This is a genomic window from Amycolatopsis sp. 195334CR (genome assembly GCF_017309385.1).
GTDB lineage: Bacteria > Actinomycetota > Actinomycetes > Mycobacteriales > Pseudonocardiaceae > Amycolatopsis.
Genome location: NZ_JAFJMJ010000001.1, coordinates 4,633,244 through 4,650,277, shown reverse-complemented (window position 1 = coordinate 4,650,277; position 17,034 = coordinate 4,633,244). Strand labels below are relative to the sequence as shown.

The following is a 17,034-nucleotide window of genomic DNA, read 5'->3' as shown; positions in this document are numbered from 1 at the left end:
CGAAGACTACGACCGGCCCGCCGGGTCCTCGCGCCGGGCCGAGGACAACCAGCGGGACAGCCGGTCCACCGTGCGGTCGATCAGCCAGGCCAGGCCGGCGCACAACGGCAGCAGCACGGCCATGACCAGGATGAACTGCACCGGGAACCAGAGCTGGGCCAGCCACAGCTCCGCCGAGTCCCACCAGTCCGACACTCCGTCCAGCACGTGTCGAACACTACTCCCCGATGGCTCCGGCGTGGTCCCGCCGGTAGGTTCGGCCCATGTTCGCCGTATACGCCAAGGCCCCGAACCCGGAAAACCCGCTGGACTCGCTGGTGGTCGGCGAGCGTCCCGAACCCGAGGTGCCCGAGGGCTGGGTGCGGGTGGCGGTGAAGGCCGCCAGCCTGAACATGCACGACCTCTGGACCCTGCGCGGCGTGGGCATCAAGCCCGAGCAGTTCCCGATGATCCTCGGCTGCGACGGCGCCGGCGTGCTCGACGACGGCACCGAGGTGGTGCTGCACTCGGTGGTGAACGCCCCCGGGTGGCAGGGCGACGACACGCTCGACCCGAAGCGCACCCTGCTCACCGAGAAGCACCAGGGCACCTTCGCCGACTACGTGATCGTGCCCGCGCGCAACGCCGTGCCGAAGCCGGCGGAGCTGTCCTTCACCGAGGCCGCCACGATGGGGACCGCCTGGCTGACCGCGTACCGCATGCTCTTCGTCAAGTCCGGCCTGCGCCCCGGCCAGACCATGCTGGTGCAGGGCGCCTCCGGTGGCGTGTCCACCGCGCTGGTCCAGCTCGGCCGCGCGGCCGGGTACCGGGTGTGGGTCACCGGCCGCACCGAGGAGAAGCGCGCGCTCGCCGAGCAGCTCGGCGCGCACCAGTCCTTCGAATCCGGAGCGCGACTGCCGGAGCGGGTGGATGCGGTGTTCGAGACCGTCGGCAAGGCCACCTGGTCACACTCGGTGAAGTCGCTGAAGCCCGGCGGCATCATCGTGGTCTCCGGGTCGACCAGCGGCCCGGACGCGCACGCGGAACTGCAGCGGGTGTTCTTCCTGCAACTGCGGATCGCCGGTTCGACCATGGGCACCCGCGACGAGCTCACCGATCTGCTGGACTACGTGCGGCTTTCCGGAATCCGGCCGCAGGTCGGCGCGGAACTGCCGTTCGCGGACGCGGTCACCGGCTTCCAGCAGATGCTCGACGGCGAGACCGCGGGGAAGACCGTTTTCGTCGCCTGATCGGCCCAGTGGTCGAGACCAGCCGCCCAGCGGTAGGGGAACCCCTGACATCGGACTGTGATCGCAGCAAAGCGAGCGAAAACCCCGATCCAGTGCTTACCCTGGAGTACATGACCGCACAGCAGCGGGAGGCACCACCGGCGACGGTGCCGGCCGACTCGGGGATCCGGGTCGCCCACCGCCGTTATGCCGGTGCGCGCACGCGCGTGCTGGAGGTCGGTCCCCAGCCCGACGCCGACACTCCGCGGCGCCGCTCGGCACGGCGGTCCGCCCGCCCGGCCACGCCGAGACTGGTGTTGCTGCACGGCTACTGCGACAGCGCCGACACCTGGCGCCCGGTACTCGAAGAGCTTGCGGCCGCGGGACATTCCGCGGTCGCGGTGGATCTACCGGGTTTCGGCGACGCCGACGCGCTGCGCCCCGGCGCGATGCTGCCGCAGCTGGACACCTTTCTCGCCGCGCTGGTCAAGGAGCAGTCGGTGCTCGGCCCGGTGGTGCTGGCCGGGAACTCGCTCGGCGGCACGATCAGCCTGCGGGCCGCGCAGAGCACCCGCCTGCCGGTGGCCGGCGTGGTGTCCATCGCCGCGCCCGGTTTTGTCGACTCGTGGCTGATCCGCACGGTGTCCCGGTTCCCGGTGCCGCTGCGGCTGTACTCCGCACTCCCGTTGCCGGTACCCGGTTTTGTCGTCCGCGCCATCGCCGAACAGGTGGTGCCGCGGCTGCTCTACGCCGACTCCGCGCTGGCCGACGCCACGCAGGTCCGCCGGTTCACCGACCTGTTCCCCGACTACCGGGCCACCACCGGCCGCCTCGAACAGGCCAGGCAGCTGGTGGAGGAGCTGGCCACGGCGTACCAGCTCGACACCGTGCGCGCTCCGCTGCTGGTGGTCGCCTGCGGCAAGGACAAGCTGGTCAGCGCCGCGTCGGGCAAGCAGCTGCACAGCCTGGTGCCGCACAGCAGGCTGCTGGTCCGCGACGACTGGGGCCACTGCCCGCAGCTGGACGACCCGCCCGCGATCGCCGAGCTGATCACCTACTTCGCCGCGAGCGCCACGCACACCAAGCAGCGCCGCGCGGTCGCGCCCCTCGCCGGCGAGGTCGGCACCGAGGCCAGCGCCTGACCGCGAAGGCTCGCGGTCTTTACCGCCCAGCTGCGAAAAACTCGCATATCCGGCGTATCGGACAGCGACACCGGACTGAATCGAGTCCCCTTCCCAGACTCGCCGCGCGAAGGTGCCTACCGCTTCCCCCACCGGGTACGGTGCCGCTTGGCCCGCGATCCGGGCCTTCGCGCAAGCACGACCACGGGAGCGGACCATGACCGTCGGCCAGAGCGGTTCCGGCAACGGAATCTTCCGGCGCAAGCCCATCGACCAGATCGAACCGGTGGCCGAGAGCGAGGGGCTGCAACGCACCCTCGGCCTGCGGCAGCTGACCGCGATCGGGGTCGGCGGCATCATCGGCGCGGGCATCTTCTCACTGGCCGGCGCGGTGGCGAACGAGACAGCGGGCCCGGCCGTGCTGATCTCCTTCCTGATCGCGGGCATCGCCAGCGCGGCCGCGGCGTTCTCCTACGCCGAGTTCGCCGGGCTCATCCCGCGGGCCGGTTCGGCCTACACCTACGGCTACGCGGTGCTCGGTGAGATCACCGGCTGGTTCATCGGCTGGGACCTGCTGCTGGAGTACACCGCGATCGTGGCGGTGGTGGCGATCGGCATCAGCGGCTACTTCAACGACCTGCTGGGCTTCCTGAACGTCTCCCTGCCGGAGTGGATGCTGGGTGCGCCCGGCACCGAACCCGACAGCGTGGCTTCGGGCACGTACAAGGTGAACCTGTTCGCCGTGCTGCTGTGCCTGCTGATCGCGTTCATCCTCAACCAGGGCATGAAGAACGCCGCCCGGTTCGAGACGCTGCTGGTCTACCTCAAGGTCGGCGTGGTGCTGCTGGTGATCGTGGTCGGCGCGTTCCACATCAACACCGACAACTACAACCCGTTCGCCCCGTTCGGCTGGGCGGGCGCGTTCACCGGCGCGGCCACGGTGTTCTTCGCGGTGTTCGGCTACGACGCGATGTCGACCGCGGCCGAGGAGTCGAAGGACTCCCAGAAGCACATGCCCAAGGCGATCCTGTACTCGCTGGCCATCTCGATGGTGCTCTACGTGCTGGCGTGCCTGGTGCTGACCGGCATGGTGAACTTCAAGGACATCGACAGCGAGGCCGCGTTCTCCAGCGCGTTCGCCGGGATCGGGCTGAAGTGGCTCGGCGCGATCATCGCCGCCGGCGCCATTCTCGGCATCCTGACCGTGTTGTTCACCTTCATGATGGGCGCGGCGCGCGTCGGCTTCTCGATGAGCCGGGACGGCCTGCTGCCCAAGTGGTTCGCCAAGACGCACCCGGTGAAGAAGGTGCCGAGCCGGATCACCTGGGTGCTGGGCGCGGCCTCGGCGCTGATCGCCGGGTTCCTGCCGATCGCCGAGGCGGCCGAGCTGACCAACATCGGCATCCTGCTGGCGTTCGTGGTGGTCTGCATCGCGGTGATCGTGCTGCGGTACAAGCGCCCCGACCTGCCGCGCGGGTTCAAGACCCCGGGCATGCCGGTGGTGCCGATCATCGGCGTGGTCTTCTCGCTCTGGCTGATCACCTTCCTGCAGCCGGAGACCTGGCTGCGCTTCGCCATCTGGTTCGCCGTCGGGCTGGCGATCTACTTCCTCTACAGCCGGCGCAACTCGGTGCTGGGCAAGGAGAACGCCGAGAAGTAGGTCAGTCCTTCCTGCGGAACATCCACCGCTGCGCCCGGCCGGCGGCGGCCCGCAGTTCGGCGTCCAGGGTTTCGATGATCTCGGCGGCCGGGGCGGACCTGCTCAGCGAGTAGGTCTGCCCCGACCACAGCGAAAGCGCCTCGGGATCGCCTGCCTTGGCCGCCGCCGCGCGGATCGGCTTGGTCAGGCCGTTGACCTCCGGGTAGGCCGCTGGGGCCGGGCCGGAGTGCTCCAGCAGGAAGCGGTTGACCAGCCCGCGCGCGGGACGTCCGCTGAACGCGCGGGTGATCGCGGTCCGGCGGCCGCCTTCGGCCAGCGCCTGCCGGTAGGTCTGGTTGGTACCCGCCTCGTCGGCCCGCAGGAAGGCCGTGCCGAGTTGGGCCGCCACCGCGCCCGCGGTGAGCACGGCGGCGACGTCCGCACCGTGCGCCAGGCCGCCGGTGGCGATCAGCGGCAAGTCCACTTCGGCCGCGGCGAGCCGCAGCGCGGTGAGCAGGCCATAGGTCTCGCCGCCCGCGGCCTCGGTTTCCTCGTCGGTGAACAGCGCGCGGTGTCCGCCTGCCTCGAAACCCTGAACGCACAAGGCATCCGCGCCGACCTCGGCGGCCAGCCGGGCCTCGGCGGGGGTGGTCACCGTGACCACCACCCGGCTGCCCACCGCGTGCAGCCGTTCGACGTCGGCGGCCGACGGCCTGCCGAAGGTGAACGAAACCAGCGGGATCCGCTCGGCCACCACGAGGTCCAGCTTCGCCGGGTAGTGGTCGTCGTTCCAGTCCGGCACACCCGGTTCGACGCCGTACCGCTGGGCCTCGGCGAGCAGGCGCAGCTGGTAGTTCGCGAGGTCGTGGCCACCGCGTGCGCCCGGCACGAACAGGTTGACGCCGAACGGATCGCCGGTCAGCTCCCGGGTGCGGGCGATCTGCGTGCCCAGCGCTTCGGCGGTGAGGTAACCACCGGCGAGAAAGCCGGACGCCCCGGCCCGGTTCGCGGCGGCGACCAGTTCCGGCGTCGACGGTCCACCCGCCATCGGCGCGACCAGCACGGGCACTCGGAGTTCGGCGATCATGCGTCCGAGCGTACCCAGTGCGCCGCCCAGAAGTCTTCGAGCAGGGTGACCGTTTCCGCCGGTGACTCCAGCATGATCATCGGCCCCGAGCCCGGTACCACGCGGAGCCGGGCGTCCATGGCCCGCGCGGTGTCCGCGGCCAGTTCCGCGGTGAAGCAGCCGTCCCGCTCGCCGCGGACCACCTGCACCGGGCAGCCGGACGGGCGGTACCGCGAGAAGTCCTCCACGCAGGTGGCTTCCAGCATCCTGGTCAGCACCGGGAACGGGATCGCCTCGGCCGCGCGCACGGTTTCGGCCACCACCTCGGGGCACACCCCCGGGCCGAAGTTCCAATGTGGACTATCCGGCGCGAAGTAGGTGGCCGGGCCGAGCTGCCACAGCGCGCGCAACGCGGGCCGCACGCGGTCGGGGGTGCCGGTGAGCCCGGTGCCGATCAGCGTCACCGATTCCGCCCGCGAGCCGGTGGCCGCCAGCCGCAACACGAGTCCGCCGCCGAAGCCCACGCCGACCAGGTGGCAGCGCGCCCAGCCGAGGTGGCCGAGCACCGCGTTCAGATCGGCCACGTGCCGCGCGGCACCGAACGAACCGTGCACTGTGGACTCACCGTGCCCGCGCAGGTCCACCGCCGCCACCGCCCGCCCCGGTCCGATGTGGTCGGTCACCCGCGCCCACAGCGCGGCCGAGCCGGTCACCCCGTGCACCAGCAACACCGGCACCCGGTCGTCACCGCCCGCCGCCGACGGATCCGCGGCCCCGTCCCGCACCGCCGCGCCCTCCCGCGACCGATCCGCCGCGTCCTCCCCCAACGGCTCCCGCGACCGATCCGCCGCATCTTCCCGTCCTGGCACCCGTGACCGCTCCGCCGTGTCTTCCCGGTCTTCCCGGTTTTCCCGCAGCAGCACCGCGATCGAGCCACCGGGCACCCGCACGGCCAGCCGCCGCAGGCCTGGTTCCACCATCGTCATCGTGGTTCTCCCCCACCGAAAAGCTCCGCCAGATGGGCGTCGAGCACAGCCAGTTGCGTCTCGGCGGGCAGCCGGTCCGGATCGGCCAGTCCGTGCAGGCCGAGGCCGTCCACCAGCGCCCACAACCGAATGGCCTCCACCTTCGCGTCCCGCCAGGCCGGGACCAGCCCGTTCCCCTGCGCCAGTTCGATCTCCTGCACCAGCGCCAGCCGCATCCGCTCGTACGCCTCGGCCTGCGCCACCCGCATCCGCTCGCTGTCCGGCGCCCGCCCGCAGAAAGCCAGGTAGACCTTCAACTCCTGGGTGTGCACCGGCCCGATCGCCAGGAACCCGGAGACCCAGTCGAACAGGCCCTGCCGGGTGCCCGCCGGTCCGCCGGTGGCGAAGGCGCGTTCGGTCAACTGCTCGCAGAGGTGCTCGAAGGCGAACAGCAGCAGGTCGTCCTTGCTGCGGAAGTAGTGCTGGACCAGGCCGACCGAGACCCCCGCCTCGGCAGCCACGTCGGCCACCCTGACCCGCTCCATCCCGGCCGCCGCGACCACCCGCATCGCGGCACCGGCCACCTGCCTGCGCCGCTGCTCGTGGTCGGCCACCCGTGGCACGTGCCGTCCCCTCCCGCCGATAACCGTATGGCCATATTGAAACACGACGCACCCGTTCGGCGGTAACACCGGCCCGATTTAGCCCGTATTGGTCTAGACCTCTATCCCGATCCGGTGGGAGAATCCGAGTACAGGAGGCCCATGGTGAAAACCGGTGGAAGATCCCGCGTGCGGACGCGGCTGGCCCGCGCGCTCGCCGCACTGACCATCGCCGGCGGCTCGTTCGCCGCGCTGCAGCCCGCCACGGCCGTCGCGGCCGAACCGCTGAACAGCCTGGTTCCCGTCCCGGTCTCGGTGCAGCCCGCCGCCGGTGTGACCCACACGCTGGCGGAGAGCACCAAGATCTACGCCGCCTCGGCCCCGGTCGGCGACTACCTGGCCGGCGTGCTGCGCAAGTCGACCGGCTACGCGCTGCCCGTGCAGTCCGCGCCGTCGACCCCGCCCGCCGACGGCATCTCGCTGCTGCTGTCCGGCGCGCCGAGCAGTGTCGGCGACCAGGGTTACCAGCTGACCGTGTCCGCGCAGAACGTGGTGCTGCGGGCGAACACCGCGGCCGGTTTGTTCAGCGGGGTGCAGACGCTGCGCCAGCTGTTCCCGGCCGCGATCGAGAGCCCCACCACGCAGCCCGGCCCGTGGACCCTGCCCGGTGCCACCATCACCGACCACCCGCGCTTCGCCTACCGCAGCGCGATGCTGGACGTGGCCAGGCACTTCCACCCGGTCGACGCGGTGAAGAAGTACATCGACCAGCTGGCCCAGTACAAGATCAACTACTTCCACCTGCACCTGGCCGACGACCAGGGCTGGCGGATCATGATCGACAGCTGGCCCAAGCTGGCCACCTACGGCGGCAGCACGCAGGTCGGCGGCGGTCCCGGCGGGTACTACACGAAGGCGCAGTACAGCGAGATCGTCGCCTACGCGGCTTCGCGGTTCATCACCGTGGTGCCCGAGATCGACATGCCCGGCCACACCAACGCGGCGCTGGCCTCCTACGCCGAACTGAACTGCAACGGCGTCGCGCCGCCGCTGCGGACCGACATCGAGGTCGGCTACAGCTCGCTGTGCATCTCGAAGGACATCACCTACCAGTTCGTGTCCGACGTGATCCGCGAGATCTCCGCGCTGACCCCGGGCCCGTACTTCCACATCGGCGGCGACGAGGCCCACGCGACCTCGGACGCGGACTACCAGACCTTCATGACCAAGGTGCTGCCGCTGGTGGCGCAGCACGGCAAGACCGTGCAGGGCTGGCACGACATCGCGAAGGTGCAGCTGCCCGGCAGCGCGGTGCCGCAGTTCTGGGGCACCACCACCGCCGACCAGGGCGTGGTGAACGCGGTGGCGCGCGGCAGCAAGGTGCTGATGTCCCCGGCGAACAAGGCGTACCTGGACATGAAGTACAACTCGTCCACGCCGATCGGGCTCAGCTGGGCCGGGTTCATCGAGGTGCAGACCGCCTACGAGTGGAACCCCGGTGCCTACCTCAACGGCGTGCCGGAATCCGCAGTGCTCGGCGTGGAGTCTCCGATGTGGACGGAGACGATCGTGACCAGCCAGCACATCGAGTACATGGCGTTCCCGCGGCTGGCCGCGCACGCCGAACTCGGCTGGTCGCCGTGGGCCACGCACAACTGGAACCAGTTCCGCACCCGCCTCGGCGCCCACGGCCCGCGCTGGACGGCGGCGGGCATCAACTTCTACAAGTCCTCGCAGATCCCGTGGGACACCGGCGGCAACCCGGGCGTGTGCAGCCAGCCCGCGTGGGACGCGGCGGCCGTGTACACCGGCGGGAACGTGGTGTCGCACAACGGCACCAAGTGGACCGCCAAGTGGTGGACGAAGGGTGAGGAGCCCGGCACCACCGGCGAATGGGGCGTCTGGCGCGACGACGGCCCCTGCTGACGCCGAGCCGTTCTGGTGCCGTGAAAGTCACATTCACGGCACCAGGGCGGCCTCCACCCACTCCGCCGCCCCGAACGCACGGGCGTCGTCCAGCGCCAGCACCTGCATCCCGGCGGGCAGTCCCGCGATCGGCATCGGCACGCTCAGCGCCGGGAACCCGGTCAGGTTCGCCAGCCGGTTGTGCCGCAGCAAGGGTTCGCGCACCGACTCGTCCCCGATCGGCGTGGCCCGCATCGGCACCGTCGGCAGCACCACAGCGTCCACTTCGGACAGCACCCGCTCCACCGCCGCGGTCAGCGGTTGAACCCGCTCCCGCGCCAGGACGTACCGCCACCCCGGCACTTCCGCCGCCGCCCGTAGCCGGTCTCGCACATCCGGCTGGTACTCCTCGGAAAGCAACTCCGCGTGCACCGCCGCGGCCTCCGGCCCTTGCAGCTCGACCGCGGTCCGGTTCAGCTCGTCCCAGTCGAAGCCCACCTGGGTCAGCCGCGCCCCCGCGGCTTCCAGCGCACGGAGGCTGTCGTCGAAGGCCGCCGCCACCTCGGGCGAAGCTTCCACGTCGACCACCCCGAGCCGAGGCCGAGAATCCAAGGCGGGCAACGAAATCCGTCCCAGCACCTCGACGGCATACCGCGCGTCCGCCACCGAACCGGTGAACACGCCGACGTGATCCAGCGACCGCGAGAGCGGGAACACCCCGTCCACCGGCAGCAGGCCACGACTCGGTTTCGCCCCGACCACGCCGCACAACGAGGCCGGGACCCGCACCGAGCCCGCCGTGTCCGTACCCAGCGCCAGCCCGGCGATCCCGGCGGCCACCGCCGCCGCCGAGCCCGAGCTCGAACCGCCCGTGATGCGCGAAGGGTCATGCGGATTCCGGCACGGCCCGGCCCGGTTGGCCGAGCCCGTGCAGCCGTAGGCGAACTCGTGGCTGTGCGTCAGCCCGAAGACCACCCCGCCCGCCGCCCGGACCCTGGCCACGACCTCTGCGTCCGCGGCCCCGACCCGGTCGGCGAACACCTCCGAGCCGCAGCGGAACGGCAGCCCCTCGACCTCGATGATCTCCTTGACCAGCACCGGGATCCCGGCGAGCGGACCGTCCGCGCGAACCGCCGCCGAGCGGTCGAGGTGCACGACCGCGTTCAGCGAACCCTGATCCGTCGCCCGCGCCAGTGCGCCGTCGAGCAGCTCGGCCGGATCCAACTCGCCGTCCCGGACCGCCCGCGCCACCGCCGCCAGGCGCACAGCGCTACTTCTTGCCCTTGCCCTTGTCCGAAGCGTCCTCAGTGGACAGTGCGGCGACGAAGGCCTCCTGCGGGACCTCCACCCGGCCGACCGTCTTCATCCGCTTCTTGCCTTCCTTCTGCTTCTCCAGCAGCTTCCGCTTCCGCGAGATGTCCCCGCCGTAGCACTTGGCCAGCACGTCCTTGCGGATCGCGCGAATGGTCTCGCGGGCGATGATCCGCGAGCCGATGGCCGCCTGGATCGGCACCTCGAACTGCTGGCGCGGGATCAGCTCGCGCAGCCGCGTGGCCATCCGGTTGCCGTAGGAGTACGCGGCGTCCTTGTGCACGATCGCGGAGAACGCGTCGACCGTCTCGCCCTGCAGCATGATGTCGACCTTGACCAGCTCGGACGCCTGCTCGCCGGCCTCCTCGTAGTCGAGCGAGGCGTAGCCGCGGGTGCGCGACTTCAGCGAGTCGAAGAAGTCGAAGATGATCTCCGCCAGCGGCAGGTTGTACCGCAGCTCCACGCGTTCCTCGGACAGGTAGTCCATGCCCAGCAGCTGGCCGCGCTTGCCCTGGCACAGCTCCATGATCGCGCCGATGAACTCCGACGGCGCGATCACCGTGACCTTGCTCAGCGGCTCGTGCACCTCGGCGATCTTCATCCCGGTCGGCCAGTCCGACGGGTTGGTCACCGTCACCTCGCTGCCGTCCTCCAGATAGACCTGGTAGACCACGTTCGGCGCGGTGGAGATCAGGTCGAGGCCGAACTCGCGCTCCAGCCGGTCGCGGGTGATCTCCAGGTGCAGCAGGCCGAGGAACCCGCAGCGGAAGCCGAAGCCCAGCGCCACCGAGGTCTCCGGCACGTAGGTCAGCGCGGCGTCGTTGAGCTGGAGCTTCTCCAGCGCCTCGCGCAGCACCGGGTAGTCCGAACCGTCCACCGGGTACAGCCCGGAGTAGACCATCGGCTTCGGCTCGCGGTACCCGGCCAGCGGCTCCTCGGCGCCCTTGCGCTCCGAGGTCACGGTGTCCCCGACCTTGGACTGGCGGACGTCCTTCACGCCGGTGATCAGGTAGCCCACCTCGCCGACGCCGAGCCCGGCGCTGGCCTTCGGCTCCGGCGAGATGATGCCGACCTCGAGCAGTTCGTGGGTGGCGCCGGTGGACATCATCTTGATCTTCTGGCGCGGGGTGATCTTGCCGTCGACCACGCGGATGTAGGTGACCACGCCGCGGTAGGTGTCGTAGACCGAGTCGAAGATCATCGCGCGCGGCGGGGCGTCGGCCTCGCCGACCGGCGGCGGCACCTGCCGGACCGCCTCGTCGAGCAGTTCGGTCACGCCCTGCCCGGTCTTCGCCGAGACCCGCAGCACGTCCGACGGCTCGCAGCCGATGATGTGCGCCAGCTCGGCGGCGTACTTGTCCGGCTCGGCGGCGGGCAGGTCGATCTTGTTCAGCACCGGGATGATGTGGAGGTTCTTCTCCAGCGCCAGGTACAGGTTGGCCAGCGTCTGCGCCTCGATCCCCTGCGCGGCGTCGACCAGCAGGATGGCGCCCTCACACGCCTCCAGCGCGCGCGAGACCTCGTAGGTGAAGTCCACGTGGCCGGGGGTGTCGATCAGGTGCAGCACGTGGTCCTGCCCGTCGACCTGCCACGGCAGGCGCACGTTCTGCGCCTTGATGGTGATCCCCCGCTCGCGCTCGATGTCCATCCGGTCGAGGTACTGCGCGCGCATCGCCCGCTCCTCGACCACCCCGGTGAGCTGCAGCATCCGGTCGGCCAGGGTGGACTTCCCGTGGTCGATGTGCGCGATGATGCAGAAGTTGCGGATCAACTCCGGCGGCGTGAAGGTGGTGTCGGCGAACGTCACAGTGACTGGTCCTCGGCGAAAGTCGGGATTCGGCAGCTCCATCGTCCCATGAAGGGTCACCGACCCGGTTGACCAGTGCTCATCTCCGGGCGATCCCCGATGCGACCGGCTGCGCTCCGTGTTGACATCGAAGGTATGAGTACTTCCCTCGAACAAGTGCTGGACCGGGCCTTCGGCCACCCGCGCGGGCTGCTCGGGCGCCTCGGCGGCTGGGTGATGGCGGCGGGCAACGCGGCCACCGAACGCCACGTGGTCGACGTGGCCCGGCTCACCCAGGGTGAGACCGTGCTGGTCGTCGGGCCGGGACCGGGCGTCGGCGTGCTCGCCGCGGCGGGCCGGGCCGGCCGGGTGATCGGCGTGGACCCGTCCGCCGAAATGCTGGAGTTGTGCGCCGAACGCTGTGAAGGCGCGGAGAACGTGGAACTGCACCTCGGCTCCGCCGCGGAGACCGGGTTGGACGACAACTCGGCCGACGTGGTGATCTCGGTGAACAACGTGCAGCTGTGGCCCGATCGCGCGGCCGCGCTCGCCGAACTGCGCCGGGTGCTCCGGCCCGGCGGCAAGCTCGTGCTGTCCGCCCACGAGAAGTGGCTTCCCGTGAGCAGGCACGAACTCGCCGCCGAAGTGACCGAAGCCGGTTTCACCGACCTGCAGACGTGGGTCTGGGACCCGCCGGGCCCGATGGCCGCGCGAGCGGCGCAGCTGCGGGCAATCAGCTCGGACTGAACTCGCTCCGCCGAGAGCGGGCTAGGAGCCCTTCGCGACGTTCTGCTTGGCTTCCTCGTAGTTCTCGTCCGCGTTCGCCTCTTCCTTGGCGGCCTCGTACAGGCCGACGCGGCCGAGGTTGCCGGGGCTCATGGTGTCGGCGAACCCGTCGCGGACCCGCTTGCCCATCAGCCCGTCCACGCTGTCGGCGGCGTGCTTGAGCCCGCCGGGCAGCTTGCTGGTGACCGCGTCCTTCCAGCCGTCCACCGCGCCTTCGACCTGGCGCAGGGACTTGCCGTTGCGCGCGGCGGTCTTGCCGAGGGTCTTGGCCGTGTCGCCGAACCGCTTGGCCAGCTTGCCCAGCGCCTGCACCGCGCCGCGGAGCTTGCTGAACTTGCTGAGGATGTTCGCCAGCTTCATCAGCAGCTTGGAGATCTTGCCCGCGATCTTGCCCGCGGTGGCCGCACCCCGCGCCACGGCCCAGCCGGTGAACGCGGCGATCGAGCCACCGAGCGTGCACCAGCTGGTGGCCAGCGCGGCCGCGGCCGCCAGCACGATCTCGGCGACCACCTCGGCGATGATGTCGCGGATGATGCCGCGCACGGTGGCGACCAGCTGCCCGGAGCCGCGCAGGCCCTCGGACACCGCGGCCGAAGCGGCGTCGAGCGACTTGATCTGCTCGACGATCTGCTGGCCGGTCTCGCGGTACTTGACCGAGGCCTGGCCCTCCCAGCCCGCGGTCTCGGTCTCGATCGCCTTGCCGTAGTCGTCGGCGATCTGGCCGACCTCCTTGCGGATCTGCTCACCCCAGACCGCGGCGATCTCGTTGATCTTGCCCGGGTCGCCGGCCAGGTCGTCGAGCGGTTCCTTGAGGAAGTCCAGGTGCTCGATCAGCCAGCCGATCCCGGCGCTGAGCAGGCCGCCCAGCGGGTTGGCGATCAGGCCGAGAGCGTCGAGGCCGAGCGCCAGCCCGTCCATCGCCCAGTCCTCGGGATTGTTGAAATCGTTCGCCGCCTGGTAGACGGTGTCGACGATCCCCGCGCCGTCGGTGGCCCCCATCAGTCCTCCTTGAACAGTTCGAGCAGCTCCTGGACTTCCTTCTCGAAGCGCTCGTAGGCGCCACCGGCCTCCTTGATGCCCTCGCTGAAGTCGGTGAGGCCCTCACCCAGTTCGTTCAGCGCGGTCGCGGTCTCGGAGATCTGGTCGCGCACGCCGCCGCTGAAGGCCTGGCCGATGATCCCGTAGGTCTCCATGCCGAGATCGACCCCGGCGCCCTTCGACCCGGCCCGGTTGAGCCGGTCACCCAGCTTGAGCACGGTGCCGGCGTGCGTGAGCAGTTCGTCGGGCTTCGCCTTGAACCCACCGTCGGGCATCAGACCCTCCTCATGATCGAGCCGCCGAAGTCTTCGTCGTCATCGTCCGGACCGGTGTCGCGGCGCGGCTGCTGCGGCGCCGGCGGCTGGTCCTCGGCCTGCGGCGCGGCCGGGTCCTCGGCGATCGCGGCGCCGACCTGGTCCTTCAGGAACTCCATCGCGTCGGACTCGCCGACCAGCGGCTGGAGCGCGGCCTGCGTCTGCGCGGCGGCGTCGGCGTGCGCGGCCTGGATGGTCTGCGTGATGGACGCGGCCAGCCGCTGGTGCCCGAGCTGGACCGAGGCGGGGCTGAGGGTGAGGCTCTCGAGTCTGCCTCCCGGCGCGAGGACCACGGTCACCGCGCCGTCGGGGCTGCTCGCCCGCGCACGCATGTTCTTGATCTGGTCCTGGGTTTCCTGCGCCTTGCGCTGGATGTCCCCGACGCGCCGGGTGTAGTCGGCGAGCCACTGCTCGCCACCGGCCATTCCCTCAGTTGCCACAGCTGTCCTTCCATTCAGCGGCTACGACGTAGCGGTACCGCCCCCGGTTCCACCCGATCCGGATCGCGGTCCGGCGTGCTCGGCGAGCAGGCGCGCGATCCGCTGGTGCGAGGTCTCGGCCGTAGCCAGCCAGAGCGCGCCCAGGCAGGCGAACAGCACGGCGTCCCGAGCCGAAGCCAGCCAGACCGGGAACGGCGCGGCCGTCCCGGTCGAGATGACGCGGATGGTGCCCCACGCGGCGACCGCCAGCAAGAGCAACCCGATGACCAGTCCGGCCGCACCGCGCTTGGGCCGTTCGGCCGCAACGGGCTTCTTCCGCTGGTCACGCGCCAGAAATTCGGCCCCGTACCGGCGCACCCGCGCGGCGTCGGTGCGCACGGACGAGAAGATCACCCAGACCAGCACGGCGAGGATGAGGCCGATGATCACCACGCCGGTCGCGGGCGGGTCCACCAGCAGCGTTTGTTCGATCTGCGGCCACGGCGAGGTGAAGCTGCCCTCGCCCCGGGGCGCGTCGTATCGCGGGATGGTGGCCAGCACGGTGTAGGCCACGGCGGCCACCAGCCAGGCCACGAGCAGCTGCAGCCGCGGGATCCGGATCGCCTTCCGCTCGGCCCGCGTGACCGGCCACTCCTTGGCCTCGGCCCGCTCCTCCGGGCGGAAGACCCGGTACACCGAGACCGCGGCGGCGAGCGCGAGCACCACGGCCAGGAAGCCGAACCCGATCACCGCCGGTAACCGCACGGCCGAGTACTTCGCCGTGTCGTTGCGGCCGAGCGTGGTGTCGGCGCGGCCGGATTCGGACGTGTCGAGGTAGACCGGCACGTCCCGCTCGCCCGGCTCGAGCTGGCCCGCCGGGAACTCGGCGTGCTCGGTTTCGCCGTCCGACCAGCGGACGTCGGCCTGGCAGGTGTAGCTGGTGCCGAAGCCGTGCGGCCCGATCGGACCGTGCTCGGCGCAGCCGGTGACGGTGGCCACGCCGAGCCGGTCGGCCACCGGATCACCGCCGTAGGTCACCCGCGCGACCGTGCTCCAGGCCAGCAGGCCGAGTACCAGCGCGAGACACCAGGCGAGCGCCTTGACCAGTCGGCGCGTGGGGTTCGTCACGCGCCGAAGGTAACTCAGCTCTTCGAGTGGTCCCGGACGTCGGTGCGCAGCGGGTGGCCCGCGGGCACCTCGACCAGCACGATCCGGGTGCCGTCGGGATCGGCGATCCAGGCCTCGTCCAGGCCCCACGGTTCGCGGCGGGCCTCGCGCACCGGCTCGACGCCCTTGGCCGCCAGTTCGGCCAGCGCGGCTTCCAGGTCGCGGACCTGCAGCCAGAAGGCGATGTCCGGGGTCGGCCCGGTCTCCCCGCGGCCGACGAGTTCCAGGAAGCCGCCGCCGAGGAAGAAGATGGTGCCGACCGGGATCTCGCGGTAGATCGCCAGGCCCAGGGTGTCCCGGTAGAAGGCCGTGGAGACCTCCAGGTCCTTCGGCATCAGCAGCACTCGGCTGTTCAGAACTTCCATGCCTACTTCCCTACCGGCGCGTTCACGCCACCGCAATGGCGGTGATCCCGGCCAGCACGACACAGGAACCGAGCACGCGGCGCAGCGGGTCGGCTTCACCCAGTACCAGCCACCCGGCCAGGCCGCCGAGCACGATGCTGAGCTCCCGCGCCGGTGCGACCAAGCTCACCGGCGCCATCCGCATGGCGAACAGCACCAGCAGGTAGGCCACCGGGGAGAACACGCCGACCAGCAGCACCTCGCGGCGGTACTCGCGCCACAGCCTGCCGGTGGCCGCGCCACGCAGGGCGTACGGCGCGAGCAGCGCGCTCTGCAGCACCGCGCCGAGGCTGAAGTAGACCAGCGGCGGCACGGCCAGGCTGGTCACCGAATGGGCGTCCCACAGCGTGTACCCGGCGATCGCGGCGCCGGTGAGCAGGCCGTAGAAGATGCCCGCGCGGCGTTGCTTCGGGTCGGTGCCCGCGCCTCCGCTGCCGATCACCAGCACACCGGCGACCACCAGGAAGGCGCCCAGCAGGCCGAGCCAGCCCGGCCGTTCGCCGAGGACCAGCACCGCGGCCAGCACCGACAGCAGCGGCCCGCTGCCCCTGGCCAGCGGGTAGACCACGGACAGGTCGCCGACCGCGTACCCGCGCTGCAGCACGATCCCGTAGGCGACGTGGAGCACCGCGGTCCCGGCCGCCGCCAGCAGCCAGGTCCACTGTGGACGTTCGTCGGCGAACAGCAGGGAGATCGCCGCCACCGGCGCGAAGACCACCGCGGTCACGGTGTAGTAGAGGAAGACGAACCGCGCCCCGCCGCCGGCGACCCGCTTCGCGGCGAGGTTCCACCCGGCGTGCACCACGGCCGCACCGAGCACGAGGAGCAGGGCCGTCACGTTCACCGGAGATCAACCTACGCCCGCCCGCGAGGCCGCTGAGCAGGATGTTAGGCTTTTCACTCGTTGCCGCGTGGCATTCCGCCATGGAGGAAACCCGCAGTCGCGGGGCCACTTGACAGACGCGGCGGCGACCACCCGAGGAAACCAGAGGGAGCGCCGGTATGGCCAACATCAAGTCGCAGATGAAGCGCATCAAGACCAACGAGAAGGCGCGTCAGCGCAACCAGGCGATCCGGTCCTCGGTGAAGACCGCGATCCGCAAGTTCCGCGAGGCCGCCGACTCCGGCGACAAGGCCAAGGCCACCGAGGCCCAGCAGGAGGCCGCCCGCAAGCTGGACAAGGCCGCCACCAAGGGCGTGCTGCACGCCAACCAGGCCGCGAACAAGAAGTCGGCGATGGCCAAGCGCGTCAACGCGCTCTGAGCCGCTTCCCGAAGGGCCCCCGGTGATCAACCGGGGGCTT

At 70.8% G+C, this 17,034-nt stretch carries 18 protein-coding genes; 6 read left to right on the top strand and 12 right to left on the bottom strand.

The annotated features are described in order from the left end of the window. Positions 1-6: 6 nt before the first annotated feature. Positions 7-207 (bottom strand): hypothetical protein, encoded by a 201-nt coding sequence (locus JYK18_RS21795; RefSeq protein ID WP_206803777.1) that lies wholly within the window; start codon positions 205-207, stop codon positions 7-9. Positions 208-263: 56 nt separating this feature from the next. Between JYK18_RS21795 and JYK18_RS21790 the strand changes: the two genes are divergently transcribed. The 3 genes from JYK18_RS21790 (at position 264) to JYK18_RS21780 (ending at position 3,989) form a co-directional block, all read left to right on the top strand. Further along, positions 264-1,229 (top strand): zinc-binding dehydrogenase, encoded by a 966-nt coding sequence (locus tag JYK18_RS21790; RefSeq protein ID WP_206803776.1) that lies wholly within the window; start codon positions 264-266, stop codon positions 1,227-1,229. A gap of 110 nt (positions 1,230-1,339) precedes the next feature. Then, the gene (locus JYK18_RS21785; protein WP_206803775.1) at positions 1,340-2,350 is read left to right on the top strand and encodes an alpha/beta fold hydrolase; all 1,011 of its coding nucleotides are present in this window, start codon (positions 1,340-1,342) and stop codon (positions 2,348-2,350) included. Positions 2,351-2,546: 196 nt separating this feature from the next. Further along, the gene (locus JYK18_RS21780; RefSeq protein WP_206803774.1) at positions 2,547-3,989 is read left to right on the top strand and encodes an amino acid permease; all 1,443 of its coding nucleotides are present in this window, start codon (positions 2,547-2,549) and stop codon (positions 3,987-3,989) included. Between the two features lies 1 nt (position 3,990). Here the strand turns inward: JYK18_RS21780 and JYK18_RS21775 are convergent, their stop codons facing one another. The 3 genes from JYK18_RS21775 to JYK18_RS21765 are packed head-to-tail and all read right to left on the bottom strand — an operon-like array spanning position 3,991 to position 6,622. Then, positions 3,991-5,055: a nitronate monooxygenase family protein gene (locus JYK18_RS21775; RefSeq protein ID WP_206803773.1), complete on the bottom strand. Its 1,065-nt coding sequence runs from the start codon at positions 5,053-5,055 to the stop codon at positions 3,991-3,993. Further along, the gene (locus JYK18_RS21770) at positions 5,052-6,020 is read right to left on the bottom strand and encodes an alpha/beta fold hydrolase (protein ID WP_206803772.1); all 969 of its coding nucleotides are present in this window, start codon (positions 6,018-6,020) and stop codon (positions 5,052-5,054) included. Before JYK18_RS21770 ends, JYK18_RS21775 begins: the two co-directional genes overlap by 4 nt. Continuing rightward, positions 6,017-6,622: a TetR/AcrR family transcriptional regulator gene (locus JYK18_RS21765; protein WP_206803771.1), complete on the bottom strand. Its 606-nt coding sequence runs from the start codon at positions 6,620-6,622 to the stop codon at positions 6,017-6,019. The genes JYK18_RS21770 and JYK18_RS21765 overlap by 4 nt, the downstream gene beginning before the upstream one ends. Before the next feature lie 141 nt (positions 6,623-6,763). Here JYK18_RS21765 and JYK18_RS21760 point away from each other — a divergent pair, with 141 nt between their 5' ends. Continuing rightward, positions 6,764-8,527: a family 20 glycosylhydrolase gene (locus JYK18_RS21760; RefSeq protein ID WP_206803770.1), complete on the top strand. Its 1,764-nt coding sequence runs from the start codon at positions 6,764-6,766 to the stop codon at positions 8,525-8,527. A 33-nt stretch (positions 8,528-8,560) separates the two neighbouring features. Here the strand turns inward: JYK18_RS21760 and JYK18_RS21755 are convergent, their stop codons facing one another. Beyond that, positions 8,561-9,772 (bottom strand): amidase, encoded by a 1,212-nt coding sequence (locus JYK18_RS21755; protein WP_206803769.1) that lies wholly within the window; start codon positions 9,770-9,772, stop codon positions 8,561-8,563. Between the two features lie 4 nt (positions 9,773-9,776). Further along, positions 9,777-11,666: a translation elongation factor 4 gene (lepA, locus tag JYK18_RS21750; protein WP_206803768.1), complete on the bottom strand. Its 1,890-nt coding sequence runs from the start codon at positions 11,664-11,666 to the stop codon at positions 9,777-9,779. 93 nt (positions 11,667-11,759) lie between these two features. On the opposite strand from lepA, the gene JYK18_RS21745 reads away from it, so the two are divergent. After that, positions 11,760-12,350, top strand: coding sequence for a class I SAM-dependent methyltransferase (locus JYK18_RS21745; protein ID WP_206803767.1), 591 nt, complete (start codon positions 11,760-11,762; stop codon positions 12,348-12,350). A gap of 21 nt (positions 12,351-12,371) precedes the next feature. Here the strand turns inward: JYK18_RS21745 and JYK18_RS21740 are convergent, their stop codons facing one another. From JYK18_RS21740 to JYK18_RS21715, 6 genes are read right to left on the bottom strand one after another with little or no spacing between them, the layout of a single operon-like run. Then, positions 12,372-13,388, bottom strand: coding sequence for a WXG100 family type VII secretion target (locus tag JYK18_RS21740; protein ID WP_206803766.1), 1,017 nt, complete (start codon positions 13,386-13,388; stop codon positions 12,372-12,374). Beyond that, the gene (locus JYK18_RS21735) at positions 13,388-13,702 is read right to left on the bottom strand and encodes a hypothetical protein (RefSeq protein WP_206803765.1); all 315 of its coding nucleotides are present in this window, start codon (positions 13,700-13,702) and stop codon (positions 13,388-13,390) included. Before JYK18_RS21735 ends, JYK18_RS21740 begins: the two co-directional genes overlap by 1 nt. Beyond that, the gene (locus JYK18_RS21730; protein WP_307795983.1) at positions 13,702-14,181 is read right to left on the bottom strand and encodes a YbaB/EbfC family nucleoid-associated protein; all 480 of its coding nucleotides are present in this window, start codon (positions 14,179-14,181) and stop codon (positions 13,702-13,704) included. The genes JYK18_RS21735 and JYK18_RS21730 overlap by 1 nt, the downstream gene beginning before the upstream one ends. A gap of 21 nt (positions 14,182-14,202) precedes the next feature. Beyond that, positions 14,203-15,288: a DUF6346 domain-containing protein gene (locus JYK18_RS21725; RefSeq protein WP_206803764.1), complete on the bottom strand. Its 1,086-nt coding sequence runs from the start codon at positions 15,286-15,288 to the stop codon at positions 14,203-14,205. 14 nt (positions 15,289-15,302) lie between these two features. After that, positions 15,303-15,692, bottom strand: coding sequence for a VOC family protein (locus JYK18_RS21720; RefSeq protein WP_206803763.1), 390 nt, complete (start codon positions 15,690-15,692; stop codon positions 15,303-15,305). A gap of 22 nt (positions 15,693-15,714) precedes the next feature. After that, a complete protein-coding gene (locus JYK18_RS21715) occupies positions 15,715-16,575 on the bottom strand; it encodes an EamA family transporter (protein WP_206803762.1) in 861 nt (286 codons plus the stop codon). Positions 16,576-16,733: 158 nt separating this feature from the next. Here JYK18_RS21715 and rpsT point away from each other — a divergent pair, with 158 nt between their 5' ends. Continuing rightward, positions 16,734-16,994 (top strand): 30S ribosomal protein S20, encoded by a 261-nt coding sequence (gene rpsT / locus JYK18_RS21710; RefSeq protein ID WP_206803761.1) that lies wholly within the window; start codon positions 16,734-16,736, stop codon positions 16,992-16,994. The last annotated feature ends 40 nt before the right edge of the window (positions 16,995-17,034 follow it).